Genomic DNA, 16,695 nt, shown 5'->3' with positions numbered 1-16,695 from the left:
CTTTCGTGAATAACTTACTTTCGTGAATAGCTTACTTTAAAGAAACACCTAAGTTTAACGAGTTGAAAAACAGATAAAAAAACGGAGCCCAAAGGCTCCGTTTTTTATGAGAACGCGAGTTCTAGCATTACTTCTTAGCAAGCTTCTCTTTGATACGAGCAGCTTTACCAGACAGTTCACGCAGGTAGTACAGCTTGGCACGACGTACTGCACCACGGCGTTTAACTTCAATGCTATCAACAACTGGAGAGTGTGTTTGGAACGTACGCTCAACACCTTCACCGTTAGAGATCTTACGTACAGTGAATGCTGAGTGCAGACCACGGTTACGGATTGCGATTACAACGCCTTCGAAAGCCTGTAGACGCTCACGGTCACCTTCTTTTACCTTAACTTGAACAACAACAGTGTCACCTGGTGCAAATTGAGGTAGGTCTTGTTTCATTTGCTCTTGTTCTAGAGCTTTGATGATGTTACTCATTGTGTAAATTCCTAGAATAAACTGATACTAAATTTAATAGGTTACTTAGCGTGAGTCTCTTTAATGTACTCGGCTAGTAATTGTTCCTGTTCGTCAGTCAGAGCTAGGTTTTCCAGGAGCTCTGGTCTTCTCAGCCAAGTTCGGCCCAGCGACTGTTTCAGTCGCCAACGACGAATGTCCTCGTGATTACCGGATTTGAGTACCGCAGGTACATCTTTTCCGTCTAACACTTCCGGACGCGTATAGTGCGGACAATCCAGCAGGCCATTGGCAAAAGAGTCTTCTTCTGCCGACGCGAAATCTCCCAATACTCCCGGAATAAACCGTGAGACCGAATCAATCAACGTCATGGCCGGGATTTCCCCGCCCGTCATCACAAAGTCGCCAATTGACCATTCTTCGTCAACTTCTGCCTCTATGATGCGCTCATCTACCCCTTCATAACGGCCACAGATCAGAATCAGATTCTGATTGGTTGCCAGTTCTTCAACGCCTTGCTGGTCGAGTTTTCGACCTTGCGGCGACAGGTAAATGACCTTCGTCTTTCCCGGTGCAGCTTGTTTCGCAGCATGGATGGAGTCGCGCAAAGGCTGAACCATCATTAACATGCCAGGGCCGCCACCGTAGGGTTTATCATCGACAGTGCGACGTTTGTCATGAGTGAAATCACGAGGATTCCAGGTCTCAACTGACAACAACCCTTTTTTAACCGCTTGACCTGTTACTCCGAAATCGGTAACGCTGCGGAACATTTCAGGAAATAGGCTAATTATGCCAACCCACATGTGTTCTTCGCCTTATCGTTTCGAGTTTAGAACGCAGGATCCCAGTCAACTTCGATCCGTTGAGCCGAGCGATCAATCTGCTTGATCACTTGCTCTTCAAGGAACGGAATCAATCGTTCCTTTTGACCAAAAGCATCTTTCAGATTTGCTTTCACTACCAGAACATCGTTCGAACCGGTTTCCAGCATGTCTACCACTTCACCAAGGTCGTAACCCTGAGTAGTGACTACCTTCATACCGAACAATTCCCGCCAGTAGAACTCGTCTTCTGACAATTCAGGCAGAGATGCCGGGTTGATAGCAATTTCAAAGTTAGTCAGCAGGTTTGCGTCTTCACGGATTTCAAGCCCTTCCAACTTAGCCACCATACCTTTGTTATGGCGCTTCCAGCTTTCTACTTTGTACTCAACCCATTCGCCCTTATGGTTCACGAAACCACGGGCTGTAATCGAAAATGCTTTCAGCATTGTCTGTATAGGAAAAAACTTTAAGCCAGCCACGAATGCCATAAGAAGCACCAAACTTGCCTACAACAATCTTTTCGCTTTGCTCACTCATTGTTTCTTTGCCTTTCATCGACATAAACTAATTACTTCTTACTAAAGTAAGAATTAAGCCGCTTTTTGAGCGTCTTTAACTAGTTTAGCTACGCGGTCAGAAACTGAAGCGCCTTGTGAAACCCAGTGGTTCACGCGATCCAGATCCAGGCGCAGGCCTTCTTCTTGACCTTGAGCTGTAGGGTTGAAGAAACCTACTTTCTCGATGAAACGGCCAGTTGCAACGTTGCGGCTGTCAGCAACAACGATTTGATAGAATGGACGCTTTTTAGCGCCGTGACGTGCCAAACGAATGGTTACCATGTCGTCCTCTTTGCTTTCTCAAAAATAAAATTAACCCCAGTAACCATTTTATCAAAAACGGCTTGGGGTCTCGTGCCAAAATAAAGCCCCGGAATTTTACTCTTATTCCGGGGCATTGCAAGGGTTTTAGCTATTTTTTCGCCACCAGAAGTGGGGATAAAATACCGTGAGCTGGCTAACAGTTTGAAACTTAGCTGCAGAAGCGCACTGATTACGGGCGACTGCGTTTAACCAACCTGCTGGCCTGAGCCGGTTTTCACCCGTTCAGGCCAACTGTCTGCCCCGGCTGCAGACTATCAGTGCTAGCGACCGAAGAAACCGCCGCCACCGCCACCCATGCCGCCCATCATGCCTTGCATGTTGCGCATCATGCCTTTCATGCCACCCTTTTGCATCTTCTTCATCATCTTCTGCATCTGGGTGAACTGTTTAAGCAGACGGTTGACATCCTGTACCTGAGTACCGGAACCGGCTGCAATACGTTTTTTACGCGAGCCTTTAATCAGCTCCGGACGTTCACGCTCTTTCATCGTCATCGAACTGATGATGGCTTCCATCTGCTTGAACATGCGGTCATCAACTTTATCTTTGATGTCGGTTGGCAGTTTGTTCATGCCCGGCAGCTTATCCAGCATACCCATCATGCCGCCCATGTTCTGCATCTGACCCAGCTGTTCGCGGAAGTCTTCCAGATCGAAGCCTTTCTTCTCTTTGAACTTCTTGGCCAGTTTTTCCGCTTTTTCCTGGTCGACATTGCGCTGCAGATCTTCGATCAGCGACAGCACATCGCCCATGCCCAGAATACGTGACGCTACGCGATCCGGGTGGAAAGGTTCCAGCGCATCGGTCTTCTCACCGACACCGAGGAATTTGATCGGCTTACCGGTAATATGACGCACCGACAGCGCAGCACCACCACGGGCATCACCATCGACTTTGGTCAGAATCACACCGGTCAGAGGCAGTGCATCGCCAAACGCTTTCGCGGTATTGGCCGCATCCTGACCTGTCATCGCATCGACCACAAACAGGGTTTCCACCGGCGTAATCGCCTGATGCAGCTGCTTGATTTCTGCCATCATCTGTTCATCGATAGCCAGACGACCGGCGGTATCGACGATCAGAACGTCGTAGAATTTTTTCTTCGCGTGATCAATCGCCGCGTTGGCGATATCAATCGGCTTCTGGTCAGCAGAAGACGGGAAGAAATCGACACCCAGGTCGGTTGCCAGGGTTTCAAGCTGTTTGATCGCCGCCGGGCGATACACGTCCGCCGAGACCACCAGCACTTTCTTCTTGTCACGCTCTTTGAGCAGTTTCGACAGTTTACCGACCGAAGTGGTTTTACCGGCACCCTGCAGACCTGCCATCAGAATCACTGCCGGTGGCTGCGCCGCCAGATTCAGTGCTTCATTGGACTCACCCATGACCGCTTCAAGTTCATTGCGGACGATCTTGATGAATTCCTGGCCCGGAGTGAGAGATTTAGATACCTCAACCCCAACCGCATTTTCTTTCACACGGGCGACAAACTCACGCACAACCGGCAGAGCGACATCCGCTTCCAGCAACGCCATGCGAACTTCACGCAGCGTCTCTTTAATATTGTCTTCTGTAAGACGTCCTTTTCCGCTGATATTCTTCAGCGTACTGGACAATCGATCCGTTAAATTCTCAAACATGCTTTTCTCTTCGCGATTAGGCGATCAATAGCGCTGAGTATACCTTAGCCAAAAGGATAGGCATACCCATAGTGCGGTTGCTGGTCAGTTTCTTTGTCGGTTTCTTTGTCGATTTGCGCCCATCGAAGCGGCATTTCGCTGCCGACAGCACGGTTTTGCCCGTTACTGTCTGGCTGTCGGGCCCCTCATGGCAGCCTTTGGAGACGAAAACGGATACTCCCCCTAAGGTGGGGGTAAATTCTTATATCTCAACTCTCAAAATCGATCACGATCCAGCGTAGCCCATCGGAGTCAGGCAAGGTATAATTCGCCACTTAGTCCACCATTATTGTGAGAAGCATGGATAACCTTATCGCTATCGTTGCCGCCATCTTATACGTGCTGTCAATTGCGACGATTGTACCCGGCCTTTCCGGCCAGACCGGCATCAAAGCTAAAGCTGTCTTCGTCAGCGCCGCACTGGCACTGTTGTTTCACGCCTGGCTGCTCAGCGACCTGATTCTGCACGGCAGCGGCCAGAACCTGAGCATGCTTAACGTCGCCTCTTTAATCAGCTTTATTATTTCGCTGGTCATGAGTATCGCGATGTTCAAAACCCGTTTGTGGTTCCTGCTGCCAGTGGTGTACAGCTTCTCTGCCATCAACTTGTCGGCGGCAACCTGGTTGCCGGGTACCTTCATTACTCACCTTGAGAATGATCCTAAACTGATGGTGCACATCTCGTTTGCGCTGTTCTCCTACTCGACCTTATCGATTGGCGCTCTGTACGCGTTGCAGCTGGCCTGGCTTGACTACAAGCTCAAGAAGAAGAAGGGCCTGAGCATCAATCCTAATATGCCGCCGCTGCTGCTGGTTGAGCGTCAGCTGTTTAAGATCATTCTGATTGGTAACCTGCTGCTGACCGGCACGCTGATCACCGGCATTTTCTTTATCGGCGATATGTTTGCCCAGGGCAAAGCGCATAAAGGCGTGCTGTCTTTTATCGCCTGGGTTGTGTACTCCATCTTGTTATGGGGACATTACCAGCGTGGCTGGCGCGGGCGCAAAGTGACCTGGTTTGCGGTTGCAGGGGCGACATTACTGACGCTGGCGTACTTTGGCAGCCGATTTGTCAGAGAGATTATTCTGCGCTAAGGTCAACGGGTTAGAAGATTGACACCCAGCCAGAGTTAGGCCATTAATATTCAAAAACCGATCAGTAAAGCCTGATCATCAAAATTCATTACAAGGAAACCAAGCGTTTTGGACGACATATCAACGGGTATCTTATTTGCGCTGCTCGCGTGTCTCATTGTTATATCTGCTTATTTCTCCGGTTCAGAAACCGGCATGATGTCGCTTAACCGCTACCGTCTTAAGCATTTAGCCAATACCGGCCACAAAGGGGCCAAGCGGGTCGAAAACCTGCTCAACCGTCCGGACCGTCTGATTGGTCTGATCCTGATCGGTAACAACCTGGTCAACATCCTCGCTTCTGCCATTGCCACCATTCTCGGCATGCGCCTGTACGGCGACATGGGGGTTGCCATCGCCACCGGCGTGCTCACCCTGGTGGTACTGGTGTTTGCCGAAGTAACGCCAAAAACCCTGGCGGCGCTGTACCCGGAAACGGGTTTCCTACGCGAGCAGTATTCTGCTCAGCCTGCTGATGAAACTGCTGTCTCCCCTGGTGATTTTCGTCAACTTCATCACCAACGGCTTTATCCGTCTGCTTGGCCTGTCAGCCCAGCACGGCGGCGACGATCCGCTCAGTTCAGAAGAGCTGCGCACTGTGGTGAATGAAGCCGGCGGCCTTATTCCACGCCGTCACCAGGACATGCTGCTGTCGATCCTAGATCTTGAGCACGTCACCGTAAACGACATCATGATTCCGCGTAACGAGATTACCGGCATCAACATTAACGATGACTGGAAATCAATTGTGCGCCAGCTGACCCACTCGCCGCATGGCCGCGTGGTGTTGTACCGTGACAATATTGATGAAGTGGTCGGTATGCTGCGTCTGCGTGAAGCATCGCGCTTTATGCTGGAGAAAAATGAATTCACCAAAGAGACGCTGTTGCGCGCGGCCGATGAAGTCTATTTCATTCCGGAAAGTACCCCGCTCAACGTCCAGCTGCTGAAATTCCAGCGCAACAAAGAGCGTATCGGTCTGATTGTCGATGAATACGGGGATATCAATGGTCTGATCACGCTGGAAGATATTCTGGAAGAGATCGTCGGTGAGTTTACCACTTCGATTGCACCAAGCCTGGCCGATGAGATCACACCGCAAGGGGATGGCAGCTTCCTGATTGAAGGCAGTGCCAATATCCGGGATATCAACAAGAGCCTGAAATGGAAACTGCCGACCGATGGTCCGCGTACCCTGAACGGTCTGATTCTGGAGCACCTGGAAGAGATCCCGGCCAGCCACCTGAGCGTGAAAGTCGCCAATCATCCGATGGAAATTATCGAGCTGGAAGAGAACCGTATCAAGCTGGTGCGCGTTCACCCGCGCAAGAGCAAGAAATCTTAGTCGCAGGCCTCGCAACGGGGCCGGCAGATTCAGACACTAAAAAAGGCTTGGGAAATCCCAAGCCTTTTCTTTATCAGCACCTAAACTGCGCCGTAATCACCACGCAGTATGAGCGTGCTTAGTTGACTTTCAGCTCTTTCAGCATCGACTCCGGCAGGGCCAGTTCGTCGTTCTTGTTGACTGAAATACCAGAAGCAATCACCTTTTCAGCAATCGCTTTCGCTTCGGTCAGAGAGTGCATTGCCGCAGTACCGCACTGGTACTCGTTCAGCTCAGGGATTTTATCCTGGCCTTCGACTTTCAGTACATCCTGCATCGCTGCCAGCCACGCACTTGCCACCTGGTCTTCGCTTGGCGCGCCAATCAGGCTCATGTAGAAACCGGTGCGACAGCCCATTGGCGAGATATCGATGATTTCCACGTTCGCACCATTTAGGTGGGCACGCATAAAGCCGGCATACAGGTGCTCCAGCGTATGGATACCACGTTCTGACAGAATATCCTGATTCGGCAGAGTGAAACGCAGGTCAAATACCGTGATGGTATCGCCCTTTGGAGTTTGCATGGTCTTGGCCACACGTACCGCCGGCGCACTCATGCGAGTGTGGTCTACGGTAAAGCTGTCTAATAATGGCATGTTTGTCTCTCCCTTGCAGGCCAGCTTAGAAAAACCAGCTGCGGTTATCTTCTAATTCCTGACGGCACTGTTTCAGCTGCCATCCATAATCATTGGCTTGTTGTTCAACCTTGCGCGCCACGCGTTGTAATGCGGGCTTCGACTGATAGGTTTTACGTTTAAATCCGCCCCGCCCTTCATGATAGGCGAGGTACTGATGATAGGTATCCCATTTCGAGACCCCAAGCGTACGCTGAGTTTCGCTGGTATACCAGCCAATAAACATTAACGCGTCATCAAAATTGCTGCGCGAGCCGCCATAATCGGTCGCATCCTGAAAATCATCCCAGGCCGGATCCTGCGCCTGAGCATAACCATAAGCACTGCTGACCCGGCCCCATGGAATGAAGCCGAGCAGGTAATCTTTGGGCGGTTTGGCATCGTGACGGAAACTGCTCTCTTGTTTGACGAACGCCATCGCAATCTGCATCGGCGTGCCCCACTCTTTTTCCATCGCCAGCGCGTCTTCGTACCAGTCCGGTTTCTCGCGGAAGATCTCACACAGGTTATTCTGCTGGGCCGGTGGCGATGTCGCACACCCGGCCAGCATTCCGACACTGGCAAGCGCCGCTAACTGGAAACCTTTTCTCATCGCAGTGCCCGGCCGCCTATTTCAGGTAGGCAAAGTAGTGTTGCAGAAAGGCATCGAAGTCGAGCTCATCCTGCTGTTCAATCTCAGCCTGAGCCGCAACCGAACGCGCCACTTCCTGTTCCATCACCTGCTGTGAATACACTTCATATTGGTGGTCCAGGTTGTGCTGACGGTACTTCAGCCCCAGCGCGCAGCCGGTTTTACCCAAGCCGCCCATCTGTTTGGTCATCTCCAGGATTTGCGCTGACAAGGTACGCTCCGGATGTTCGATCCAGCCTTGCAGCTCACGACACACATCCTGATACGCACTGCCACCCTGCGCCGCATCCATCAGCTCAGCAATCTGCGCCAAATCGGCAAACACACGTTTCGCCCAGCTTTGCAGTGACAGTTTTTCACCGTGACAACCGATCTGAAGTTCCAGACCAGGCTTGCGCCCTTCCAGTACCACTTTGCTCCAGTTATCGCGCCAGCATTCCAGCTCACAGCCGTCCATCGGGTCAGAGTCAGACAATGCCGCCCAGGTCAGGAACAGATCGAGGAAACGCACCTGCTGCTCAGTGATCCCCACCGGGCTGAACGGGTTAACGTCCAGTGAACGCACTTCGATGTATTCCACCCCGCCGCGACCAAGCGCTTCGGACGGTTTCTCACCGCTTTTCGCCACCCGTTTCGGACGGATTGGCGCGTAGAGTTCGTTCTCAATCTGCAGCACATTGCTGTTGAGCTGACGGTATTCACCATCGACTTTCACGCCCAGCTTGGCAAACTCGTCCGACGGCGTGCGAATCGCCTGATTGAGGCCCTGCAGATACTGCTCAATGCCGTTGAAACCAATTTTCAGCGCACTCTGCGCATTGTTGGTGTAACCCAGATCGCTCAGACGCAGCGACGTGGCATACGGCAGATACAGAGTCTGACCGATATTCTCAAACGGCAGTTTGCTTTCGCGGCCGCGCAGGAAAGAAGAGCACAAGGCCGGAGAGGCGCCGAAGAAATACGGGATCAGCCAGCCAAAGCGGTAGTAGTTACGGATCACGGCAAAGTACGCATCGGACTTGGTCGCCTGACGCTGCTCGTCATCCTGTTCACCATACAGCACATCCCAGAACGAATCCGGGAACGAGAAATTAAAATGTACGCCTGAGATGATCTGCATCAGGCTGCCGTAACGGCGTTTCAGACCGGTACGGTAAAGTGTCTTCATGCGGCCACTGTTGGAGCTACCATACTGCGCCAGCTCGATGTCATCTTCACTGCCGACATAACATGGCATCGACATCGGCCACAGCTTCTCTTCACCCATTTTGCTCTGGGCAAAATGGTGGATATCAGCCAGTTGGGACATCAGGGTCGGCACCTGGTTAGACACCGGGGTGATGAACTCAAGCAAAGGCTCAGCGAAATCCGTCGTGATCCAGTTGTTGGTCAGTGCCGAACCCAGTGCTTTTGGATGAGGCGTCTGTGCGATAGCTCCATCCGGAGTATAACGCAGCGTTTCACGTTCAACGCCTCGGCCAAACTGTTGAAACACTTCAGGTTGTTGAGCGACTTTGGCAAGTCGCGCGGCAAAATTAGTCAAAATGAGATTCGCTTATGTGTGTGATAATCCAAATGAAGCTGAGCTAACTCCGCAACACAAAACAGCGTCGATTATACGCGGGACCGATAAGGTAGCCCGTAATCCACCATGTTTGCAACAGGAGGCGTAAACTTCGCCTCCTGTTTAATGTGTACTCTAGCGGATGATTTCAAGCTCTTCTACGGGAATTGTTAACTTTTCCAGCTCAGGTTTGAGTGTTTTTGCATCGCCGACCACAATGATCTGGTAATCGTCCGGATTGAACCATTTGGCGGCCAAATCATCCAGAGTCGATTTATCGATATCTTTCACGATCTCATTACGCTGCTGCAGATAATCGCGATCGAGATTGTAGGTCAGGATACTGCTGAGCAGCTGCGCTTTCTGTGAAGGAGTTTCATAGTTGAGCGCATCCTGCTGCCCCACCGCCAGACGCATAAACTGCAGCTCTTTATCCGTCATGCCTTGCTGGCTGAAACCGGCTCATCTCTTTTTCCATTTCGATGATCGACGGCACGGTTGAATCGGCACGCACCTGGGCATTGTAGACAATCGCACCGACTTCACGGTTGCTGGCGAAATAGCCGTTCGCGCCATAGGTGTACCCTTTGTCTTCACGCAGGTTCTGGTTAATCCGGCTGTTAAAGTTACCGCCGAGGTTAAAGTTGGCCAGCTGGCTGCGGTACAGCTCACCGGTGGCGTCAAACGGCAGACCGCGACGCACCAGACGCACGATACTTTGCGGTGCGCCCGGTTTATCCACCAGGTAAACTTTCTGGCCGTTAAGTTTCGGGATCACCTGCGGACGCAGCAGCGGCGACACCCCGCCTTTCCAGTCGGCGAAGAAATGCAGATCGCGGCGCACTTCGCGTTTGCTGATATCGCCAACCACCACAATCTGCGCGCCTTGCGGGGTGTAATGCTGCTGGTAGAAATCTTTGACATCATCCAGCGTCAGCGCGGCAATCGACTGCTTGGTACCGTCACTGGTGCGGGCAAATACCGAGTCACCAAACAACACCTGACGGGTTGCCTGGGACGCAAGCCAGCCCGGCTGCTGATGCTTGTAGACCACACCTTCAATCATCTGCTGCTTAAGGCGGGCAAAATCATCGGCGCGGAAACCAGGATGGAACAGCACTTCCGACACCACATCCAGCGTTTGCGCCAGGTTTTTCTTCAGGCTCGAAATCACGATACTGGTCGCATAGGAATTGGCATTAACGCTGACCTGCGACCCGAGTTTATCCAGTTCAGCCTGAATCTGCTCTACACTGCGCTCGCTGGACCCTTCTTCCAGCATGGCCGCGGTCAGGTTCGCCAGGCCTTCTTTTCCCGGCACCACGTGACGCTCTCCGGCCGGCAGTTTGATTTTGACCAGCACGGTCGGGGTTTCTGAGGTTTCAGTGCCAAGCAGTTCCGCGCCGTTATCAAAATACATCTCATACAGCGCCGGCATATGCGCCTGCACCGCCTCTGCGACTTGCGGCATCACGGAACGGTCAAAGTCGTCATCAACTTTGCGGTAGTTGAGCTCGTCATCGCTGATTTTGTGATACTCAGGCAGCTCACGCGCCGGAGGGGTGAAGTTGTCTTTCTGTACCGCCAGCCCGGTTTTACCGCGCGGCACCACACTCAGGGTCACTTTATGTTGACCATCAAGATAACGCTGATAGACATCCTTGACCGATTGCGGCGACACCGCGCGCAACTGCTCAAGCTGGGTTTCAATCCGGTCCGGCTTACCATAGAAGGTTTCATTGCTGGCGAGCTGAGTCACCTTGCCCTGGACACTTTCCAGCGCAAACACCGCATTGGCCTCCGCCATACCGTTGATCTGCTCAAGACGACCTTCCGGCACACCCTGCTGTTCAAATTGCTGCAGCGTCTGCATCAGCTCATGATAAAGCGGTTTAAGCTGCGCCTTATCGCCGGACGGCGCCATGGCGTAAACATAGAAGTTACACGCCAGCTCAGCACACTCCTGGAACGCACCGGCGTCGACCGCTTTCTGGGTTTTGACCAGATTCTGGTACAGCAAGCCGTTGGTTCCGCCGCCCAGCACCTTGGCCAGCGCATCCAGTGACGCCTGATCATCCGAGCCGCGGTAGCTGGTCGGCCAGCCAATGACGACCATCGGCTGCTGGATGCGATCCTGCATAGTGACATAACGGTCCTGCGGCACAATCGCCGGCTGTTTCGGCGCCTTATCCACTTCCGGACCACGCGGGATAGAACCAAAGTACTTATTCACCCACTGCAGCGTTTGTTTGACATCGATATCCCCGCCAATGGTCAGCACCGCATTGTTCGGACCGTACCAGCGCAGGAAGAAGGCTTTGAGATCATTGACATCAACCCGGTCGAGATCCTCAACATAGCCAATCGTCTGCCACGAATAAGGGTGGTCTTTGGGATACATGGCTTCACCCATTTTTTCCCAGATCAAACCATACGGGCGGTTGTCGTAGTTCTGCGCGCGCTCGTTTTTCACTGTGTCACGCTGAATCTCAAATTTACGCTGCGAGACGGCGTCGAGCAAAAAGCCCATCCGGTCCGATTCGAGCCACAGCACTTTCTCGAGCTGATTGGCCGGCACGGTCTCATAATAGTTGGTGCGATCGCGGTTGGTCGACCCATTGAGCGAGCCACCCGCTTCGGTGATCAGACGAAAATGCTCCTGATCCGCCACATGTTTGGAGCCCTGGAACATCATATGTTCAAAGAAATGGGCAAAGCCGGATTTACCCGGTACTTCACGCGCGGAACCGACATGGTAAGTCACGTCGACATGGGTCAGCGGATCGGAGTGATCCGGCGACAGAATCACCGTCAGGCCGTTGGCCAGGCGGTACTTGGAATAAGGGATCATCACTTTTCCCGGCTGTGCATCCTCTTGTTCAACAAGGGTGACGCCGGAAGGCAGAGATGAGAAAAGCGATGTCGGGGTGTTTCGTTGAGGTACAGCCATAAATGGCGATAAGAGAAACGACACCAATCCAGATTTTTCTCATGACATATCCTTAGAAAAAACCATAAAAAACAGCAGCCAGCAGAGAATAACGTGCGGCTTTGCCAATCAGAATCAGTAAGGCGACCAAAAACCAGTGCATACGAAGCCAGCCGGCCGCCAGACAGAGCGGATCACCGATAATCGGTAACCAGCTCAGCAGCAGAGCCCAGTAACCGTGTTTATGCAGCCAGGCTAAAGCTTTATGACCCTGCTTTTCCTGATCAGTTCGATTTGGCAGCCACAAACCAAGCCAGTAGTTTGTCATACCACCCAGGGTATTGCCCAGCGTTGCCACCAGAACAATCATGATTGGCGAATATTGCGGAAGGGATAAGGTCGCGACCACGGCGGCTTCGGAGCCGCCGGGCAGCAGAGTCGCGCTGAGAAATCCGCCCCAAAACAGTACCCACAGAGCGGAATCAGAAAACAGAGTAACCAGTTGGGTAAAGCCAGAGTTAACCCACTCTAGCATTGCATATCAAGCAGGACCTTGCCCCGGGTGTGACCAGACTCCAGCTGGATGTGAGCCTGCGCGGCCTCAGTCAACGGATAAACGTGCTGAATTTCGGTTTTCAGCAAGCCGACACTGACCATATACAGCATGGTATCGAGTTGCTGCGGATTGGGGTCAACCAGCATGCCGGTGGCGTTAAAGCCGAGCAGTTTGGCCTTCTCACAAATCAGCTCGGCGCTCAAGGTCGGCACAGTAACCACCCGCGCGTCATCGCTCAGACATTTGAGTGCATCGAGCGCCGCATCGCCGCCGACCAGGTCAATCAGCACATCCACATCCTGCAGACGCTGGGACACCGGCTCGAAATTGTAGTTAATCGCATGCGCGCCCAAAGTGGCGAGGTAGTCCAGATTACCTTCACTGCAGGTGGTATACACTTCGGCTTTGGCCGCAATGGCGATTTGCACCGCCAGATGACCGACCCCGCCGGCCCCGGCCAGGATCAGCACCCGCTCTCCCTCTTTGACTTCGGCTTTGCTCAGCGCCTGAGCGGCTGTCTGTCCGGCCAAAGGCAGCACCGCCGCTGCTTCGAGTGTGACCGCATCCGGCACCACACTCAGTTCACTTTGCGGTACACACACATACTGACTGTAACCCCCGCCGCGCAGCGGAAAGCCGATAAAGCCCGCCACATTCGCGCCCGGCTGCAAATCGCTGACACCTGCGCCGACTTTGACCACTGAGCCGGAAATATCGTAGCCCGGCACCCAAGGCAGATTGTCTTTATTCTGCGCCGCGGCCCAGCCCAGCCCGGCCCGGGTTTTCACGTCAATCGGATTCACGCCGGCAAAGGCGACCTTGACCAACACTTCACCGGCCTGCGGCTCGGGTAGCGCGGATGATTGAATGGCGAGCACGTCCGGCCCGCCAAATCGGGTAATTACAATCTGCTTGTTGTCCATGTCCTTTCCTTGAGCCTGTGGGCGAAATGAAAAAAGGATGCCGAAGCATCCCTTTGAATATATACCAAATTATCTGCGACCGTGAATACGGGCTTCGCAATTTGGCCTTTAGTTAACCGACCAGATAGCTAACCGACCAGATAGTTAACCGACCAGAGCCAGCAACACACCCGCGGCAACTGCCGAACCCAGTACCCCGGCCACGTTCGGCCCCATGGCATGCATCAGCAAAAAGTTCTGCGGATTAGCCTGCAGCCCGACTTTGTTGACCACCCGGGCTGCCATCGGCACGGCCGATACACCAGCCGCGCCAATCAGCGGGTTGATGTCCTCTTTGGAAAACTTGTTGAGCAGCTTGGCCATCAGCACGCCACCGGCAGTACCAATACTGAATGCCGCCGCACCCAGCGCCAGGATACCCAGCGTTTCCAGATTGAGGAATTTATCTGCCTGCAGTTTAGAGCCGACACCGAGGCCGAGGAAAATGGTCACTATGTTGATCAGCTCATTCTGCGCCGTTTTCGACAAACGCTCGACCACGCCCGCTTCACGCATCAGGTTACCAAGACAGAACATGCCGACCAGCGGCGTCGCCGCCGGCAGGAACAGAATGGTCATCAGCAGTACCATCAGCGGGAAAAGGATCTTTTCCGCTTTACCGACATGACGCAGCTGCGCCATTTTGATCTGACGCTCCTCTGGCGTGGTCAGCGCTTTCATGATCGGCGGCTGAATAATCGGCACCAGCGCCATGTAGCTGTACGCCGCCACTGCGATCGCACCGAGCAGATCCGGTGACAGCTGGCTGGCGAGGAAAATCGCCGTCGGGCCGTCCGCACCACCGATGATCGCGATTGACGACGCATCGGCCATGGTGAACTCCATGCCCGGCACATAGTTGAGCAGGATCGCCCCGAACAGCGTAGCAAAGATGCCCAGCTGCGCCGCTGCACCAAGCCATAGGGTTTTCGGGTTAGCAATCAAAGCGCCAAAGTCGGTCATCGCACCGACGCCCATAAAAATCAGCAGCGGGAAAACGCCCGACTCAATACCGATATGGTAGACGTAGTACAACAGGCCGCCCGGCTCAGTGAAGCCGGCGTTAGGAATGTTGGCCAGCACCGCACCGAAGCCAATCGGCAGCAGCAGTAAAGGCTCAAAGCCTTTACTGATCGCCAGAAACAGCAGCAGGCAGCCGACCAGAATCATGATGATCTGGCCAAACTGGAAATTGGCAATGCCGGTTTCCAGCCACAGGGTCATTAATCCGTCCATGGTTCTCCCTTACGCCAGGCTGAGCAGAGGTGCGCCGACAGTCACAGAGTCACCCTCTTTGACCAGCAGCTCCTGCACCACGCCGCCGCGTGCTGCGCGAATTTCGGTTTCCATCTTCATCGCTTCCAGTACCACCAGAATATCACCTTCGGAGACTTCACTGCCGGCATGGACATTGATTTTGAAGATGTTACCGGCCAGCGGTGCCGGAATCGATTCGGCATCCTGCGCCGCAACGACAGGCGCTGCAGCAGCCGGTGCTGCTGCCGGAGAGACCGACGTCAGCTGGCCCTGCGGCCCGACTTCGACGTTGTATACCTGGCCGTCCACTTTCACGCTGTACGTTTCAATCTTAGCGCCAGATGCGGCAGGGGCAGATGCAGACGCCGCAGGTGCTGGCTCACTACCCGGCGCAGGCTCAAAGGCAGCAGGATTGCCGCGATTGGTAAGGAACTTGAAACCAACTTGCGGGAACAAGGCGTAAGTCAGTACATCATCCACCTGCTCATCCGCCAGTCGGATGCCTTCAGCTTTCGCTTTGGTCTGCAGCTCACTGGTCAGGTTATCCATTTCCGCACTGAGCAGATCAGCTGGGCGGCAGGTAATCGGTTCAGCACCGTCCAGCACGCGGTTTTGCAGCTCAGCGTTTACCTCGGCCGGCGTCGCACCGTATTCGCCTTTCAGCACACCAGCAGTTTCTTTAGTGATGCTCTTGTAGCGCTCACCGGTCAGCACGTTGATTACCGACTGAGTGCCGACGATCTGCGAGGTTGGTGTCACCAGCGGAATATAACCAAGATCCTGACGCACACGCGGGATCTCCTGCAGCACTTCGTCCATACGATCAGACGCGCCCTGCTCTTTGAGCTGGCTTTCCATATTGGTCAGCATCCCGCCCGGAAACCTGGGCAATCAGGATCCGTGAATCGACCCCTTTCAGCTGACCTTCGAATTTAGCGTATTTTTTGCGTACTTCACGGAAGTAAGCCGCGATTGGCTCAAGCTTTTCCAGTTGCAGTTGGGTATCGCGCTCCGTGCCTTCCAGCATCGCCACCACGGTTTCAGTCGGGGTGTGGCCGTAAGTCTGGCTCATTGAGGAGATCGCGGTATCCAGAATATCGATACCGGCTTCAACCGCTTTAATCGCGGTCGCGGTCGACAGACCGGTCGTGGCATGGCAGTGCAGCGCCAGCGGCACATCACACGAGGCCTTGATACGGCGGATCAGTTCATCCGCTTCATACGGTTTAAGCAGACCGGACATATCTTTGATACACAACGAGTGACAGCCGAGATCTTCCAGACGCTTGGCCAGGTCAACCCAGGTCTCGATGTTATGCACCGGACTGGTGGTATAAGACATGGTGCCCTGGGCATGACCGCCGACATCGATAGTAGCTTTCACCGCCTTCTCGAAGTTACGCACATCGTTCATGGCATCAAAGATACGGAACACATCCATGCCGTTGGCATGGGCACGTTCAACAAATTTTTCCACCACGTCATCGGCGTAGTGACGGTACCCAAGCAGGTTCTGACCGCGCAGCAGCATCTGCATCGGCGTATTCGGCATCGCTTGTTTCAGCACGCGCAGACGCTCCCACGGATCTTCACCCAGATAACGGATACAGGCATCGAAGGTGGCTCCGCCCCAAGTCTCCAGCGACCAGTAGCCCACTTTGTCCAGTTCGGCAGCGATCGGTAACATATCCTCGATACGCATACGCGTCGCGAACAGGGATTGATGTGCGTCACGAAGGACCACATCAGTAATAGCGAGTGGTTTAGACATGCTTATAAACTCCTTTTAAATTC

General features: G+C 53.4%; 11 protein-coding genes and 4 pseudogenes. 2 read left to right on the top strand and 13 right to left on the bottom strand.

Annotated elements, in window-relative coordinates:
- Positions 1-127: 127 nt before the first annotated feature.
- The 5 genes and pseudogenes from rplS to ffh form a co-directional block, all read right to left on the bottom strand.
- On the bottom strand, positions 128-481 hold the full coding sequence (gene rplS / locus ABDK09_10185; protein ID XAW89925.1) for a 50S ribosomal protein L19: 354 nt from the start codon (positions 479-481) through the stop codon (positions 128-130).
- A 41-nt stretch (positions 482-522) separates the two neighbouring features.
- Positions 523-1,266 (bottom strand): tRNA (guanosine(37)-N1)-methyltransferase TrmD, encoded by a 744-nt coding sequence (gene trmD / locus ABDK09_10180; protein XAW89924.1) that lies wholly within the window; start codon positions 1,264-1,266, stop codon positions 523-525.
- Positions 1,267-1,292: 26 nt separating this feature from the next.
- Positions 1,293-1,848: pseudogene (gene rimM, locus ABDK09_10175) on the bottom strand (ribosome maturation factor RimM).
- Positions 1,849-1,877: 29 nt separating this feature from the next.
- Positions 1,878-2,126, bottom strand: a complete 249-nt coding sequence (gene rpsP / locus ABDK09_10170; protein XAW89923.1) for a 30S ribosomal protein S16 — start codon at positions 2,124-2,126, stop codon at positions 1,878-1,880.
- Positions 2,127-2,428: 302 nt separating this feature from the next.
- The gene (gene ffh / locus ABDK09_10165) at positions 2,429-3,808 is read right to left on the bottom strand and encodes a signal recognition particle protein (GenBank protein XAW89922.1); all 1,380 of its coding nucleotides are present in this window, start codon (positions 3,806-3,808) and stop codon (positions 2,429-2,431) included.
- A 339-nt stretch (positions 3,809-4,147) separates the two neighbouring features.
- Here ffh and ABDK09_10160 point away from each other — a divergent pair, with 339 nt between their 5' ends.
- On the top strand, positions 4,148-4,942 hold the full coding sequence (locus ABDK09_10160) for an inner membrane protein YpjD (protein ID XAW89921.1): 795 nt from the start codon (positions 4,148-4,150) through the stop codon (positions 4,940-4,942).
- A 108-nt stretch (positions 4,943-5,050) separates the two neighbouring features.
- Positions 5,051-6,326: pseudogene (locus tag ABDK09_10155) on the top strand (CNNM domain-containing protein).
- Positions 6,327-6,444: 118 nt separating this feature from the next.
- On the opposite strand, the gene luxS reads toward ABDK09_10155, so the two are convergent.
- From luxS to oadA, 8 genes and pseudogenes are all read right to left on the bottom strand, one after another.
- Positions 6,445-6,963 carry an S-ribosylhomocysteine lyase gene (gene luxS, locus ABDK09_10150; GenBank protein ID XAW89920.1) on the bottom strand — a complete coding sequence of 173 codons (519 nt, stop codon included), beginning with the start codon at positions 6,961-6,963 and terminating at the stop codon, positions 6,445-6,447.
- Between the two features lie 25 nt (positions 6,964-6,988).
- Positions 6,989-7,594: a hypothetical protein gene (locus ABDK09_10145; protein ID XAW89919.1), complete on the bottom strand. Its 606-nt coding sequence runs from the start codon at positions 7,592-7,594 to the stop codon at positions 6,989-6,991.
- Between the two features lie 16 nt (positions 7,595-7,610).
- Entirely contained in the window at positions 7,611-9,176 is a 1,566-nt protein-coding gene (gshA, locus tag ABDK09_10140; protein ID XAW89918.1) for a glutamate--cysteine ligase, read from the bottom strand.
- 156 nt (positions 9,177-9,332) lie between these two features.
- A pseudogene (locus ABDK09_10135) lies at positions 9,333-12,190 on the bottom strand (pitrilysin family protein).
- 9 nt (positions 12,191-12,199) lie between these two features.
- Positions 12,200-12,661, bottom strand: a complete 462-nt coding sequence (locus ABDK09_10130; GenBank protein ID XAW89917.1) for a YqaA family protein — start codon at positions 12,659-12,661, stop codon at positions 12,200-12,202.
- On the bottom strand, positions 12,655-13,605 hold the full coding sequence (locus tag ABDK09_10125; GenBank protein ID XAW89916.1) for an NADP-dependent oxidoreductase: 951 nt from the start codon (positions 13,603-13,605) through the stop codon (positions 12,655-12,657). The genes ABDK09_10130 and ABDK09_10125 overlap by 7 nt, the downstream gene beginning before the upstream one ends.
- 144 nt (positions 13,606-13,749) lie before the next feature.
- Entirely contained in the window at positions 13,750-14,880 is a 1,131-nt protein-coding gene (locus tag ABDK09_10120) for a sodium ion-translocating decarboxylase subunit beta (protein XAW89915.1), read from the bottom strand.
- A gap of 9 nt (positions 14,881-14,889) precedes the next feature.
- Positions 14,890-16,672, bottom strand: a pseudogene (gene oadA / locus ABDK09_10115) (sodium-extruding oxaloacetate decarboxylase subunit alpha).
- Positions 16,673-16,695 lie beyond the last annotated feature (23 nt).

Source organism: Vibrio sp. CDRSL-10 TSBA (assembly GCA_039696685.1).
In the GTDB taxonomy this organism is placed as follows: domain Bacteria; phylum Pseudomonadota; class Gammaproteobacteria; order Enterobacterales; family Vibrionaceae; genus Vibrio.
Note: the sequence above shows the minus strand (reverse complement) of the source record. Positions and strands in the feature narration are given on the sequence as shown.

Coding starts and splice junctions, on each gene's coding strand:
- rplS (XAW89925.1), bottom strand. CDS start 481: ATGAGTAACATCATCAAAGCTCTAGAACAAGAGCAAATGAAACAAGAC.
- trmD (XAW89924.1), bottom strand. CDS start 1,266: ATGTGGGTTGGCATAATTAGCCTATTTCCTGAAATGTTCCGCAGCGTT.
- rpsP (XAW89923.1), bottom strand. CDS start 2,126: ATGGTAACCATTCGTTTGGCACGTCACGGCGCTAAAAAGCGTCCATTC.
- ffh (XAW89922.1), bottom strand. CDS start 3,808: ATGTTTGAGAATTTAACGGATCGATTGTCCAGTACGCTGAAGAATATC.
- ABDK09_10160 (XAW89921.1), top strand. CDS start 4,148: ATGGATAACCTTATCGCTATCGTTGCCGCCATCTTATACGTGCTGTCA.
- luxS (XAW89920.1), bottom strand. CDS start 6,963: ATGCCATTATTAGACAGCTTTACCGTAGACCACACTCGCATGAGTGCG.
- ABDK09_10145 (XAW89919.1), bottom strand. CDS start 7,594: ATGAGAAAAGGTTTCCAGTTAGCGGCGCTTGCCAGTGTCGGAATGCTG.
- ABDK09_10130 (XAW89917.1), bottom strand. CDS start 12,661: ATGCTAGAGTGGGTTAACTCTGGCTTTACCCAACTGGTTACTCTGTTT.
- ABDK09_10125 (XAW89916.1), bottom strand. CDS start 13,605: ATGGACAACAAGCAGATTGTAATTACCCGATTTGGCGGGCCGGACGTG.
- ABDK09_10120 (XAW89915.1), bottom strand. CDS start 14,880: ATGGACGGATTAATGACCCTGTGGCTGGAAACCGGCATTGCCAATTTC.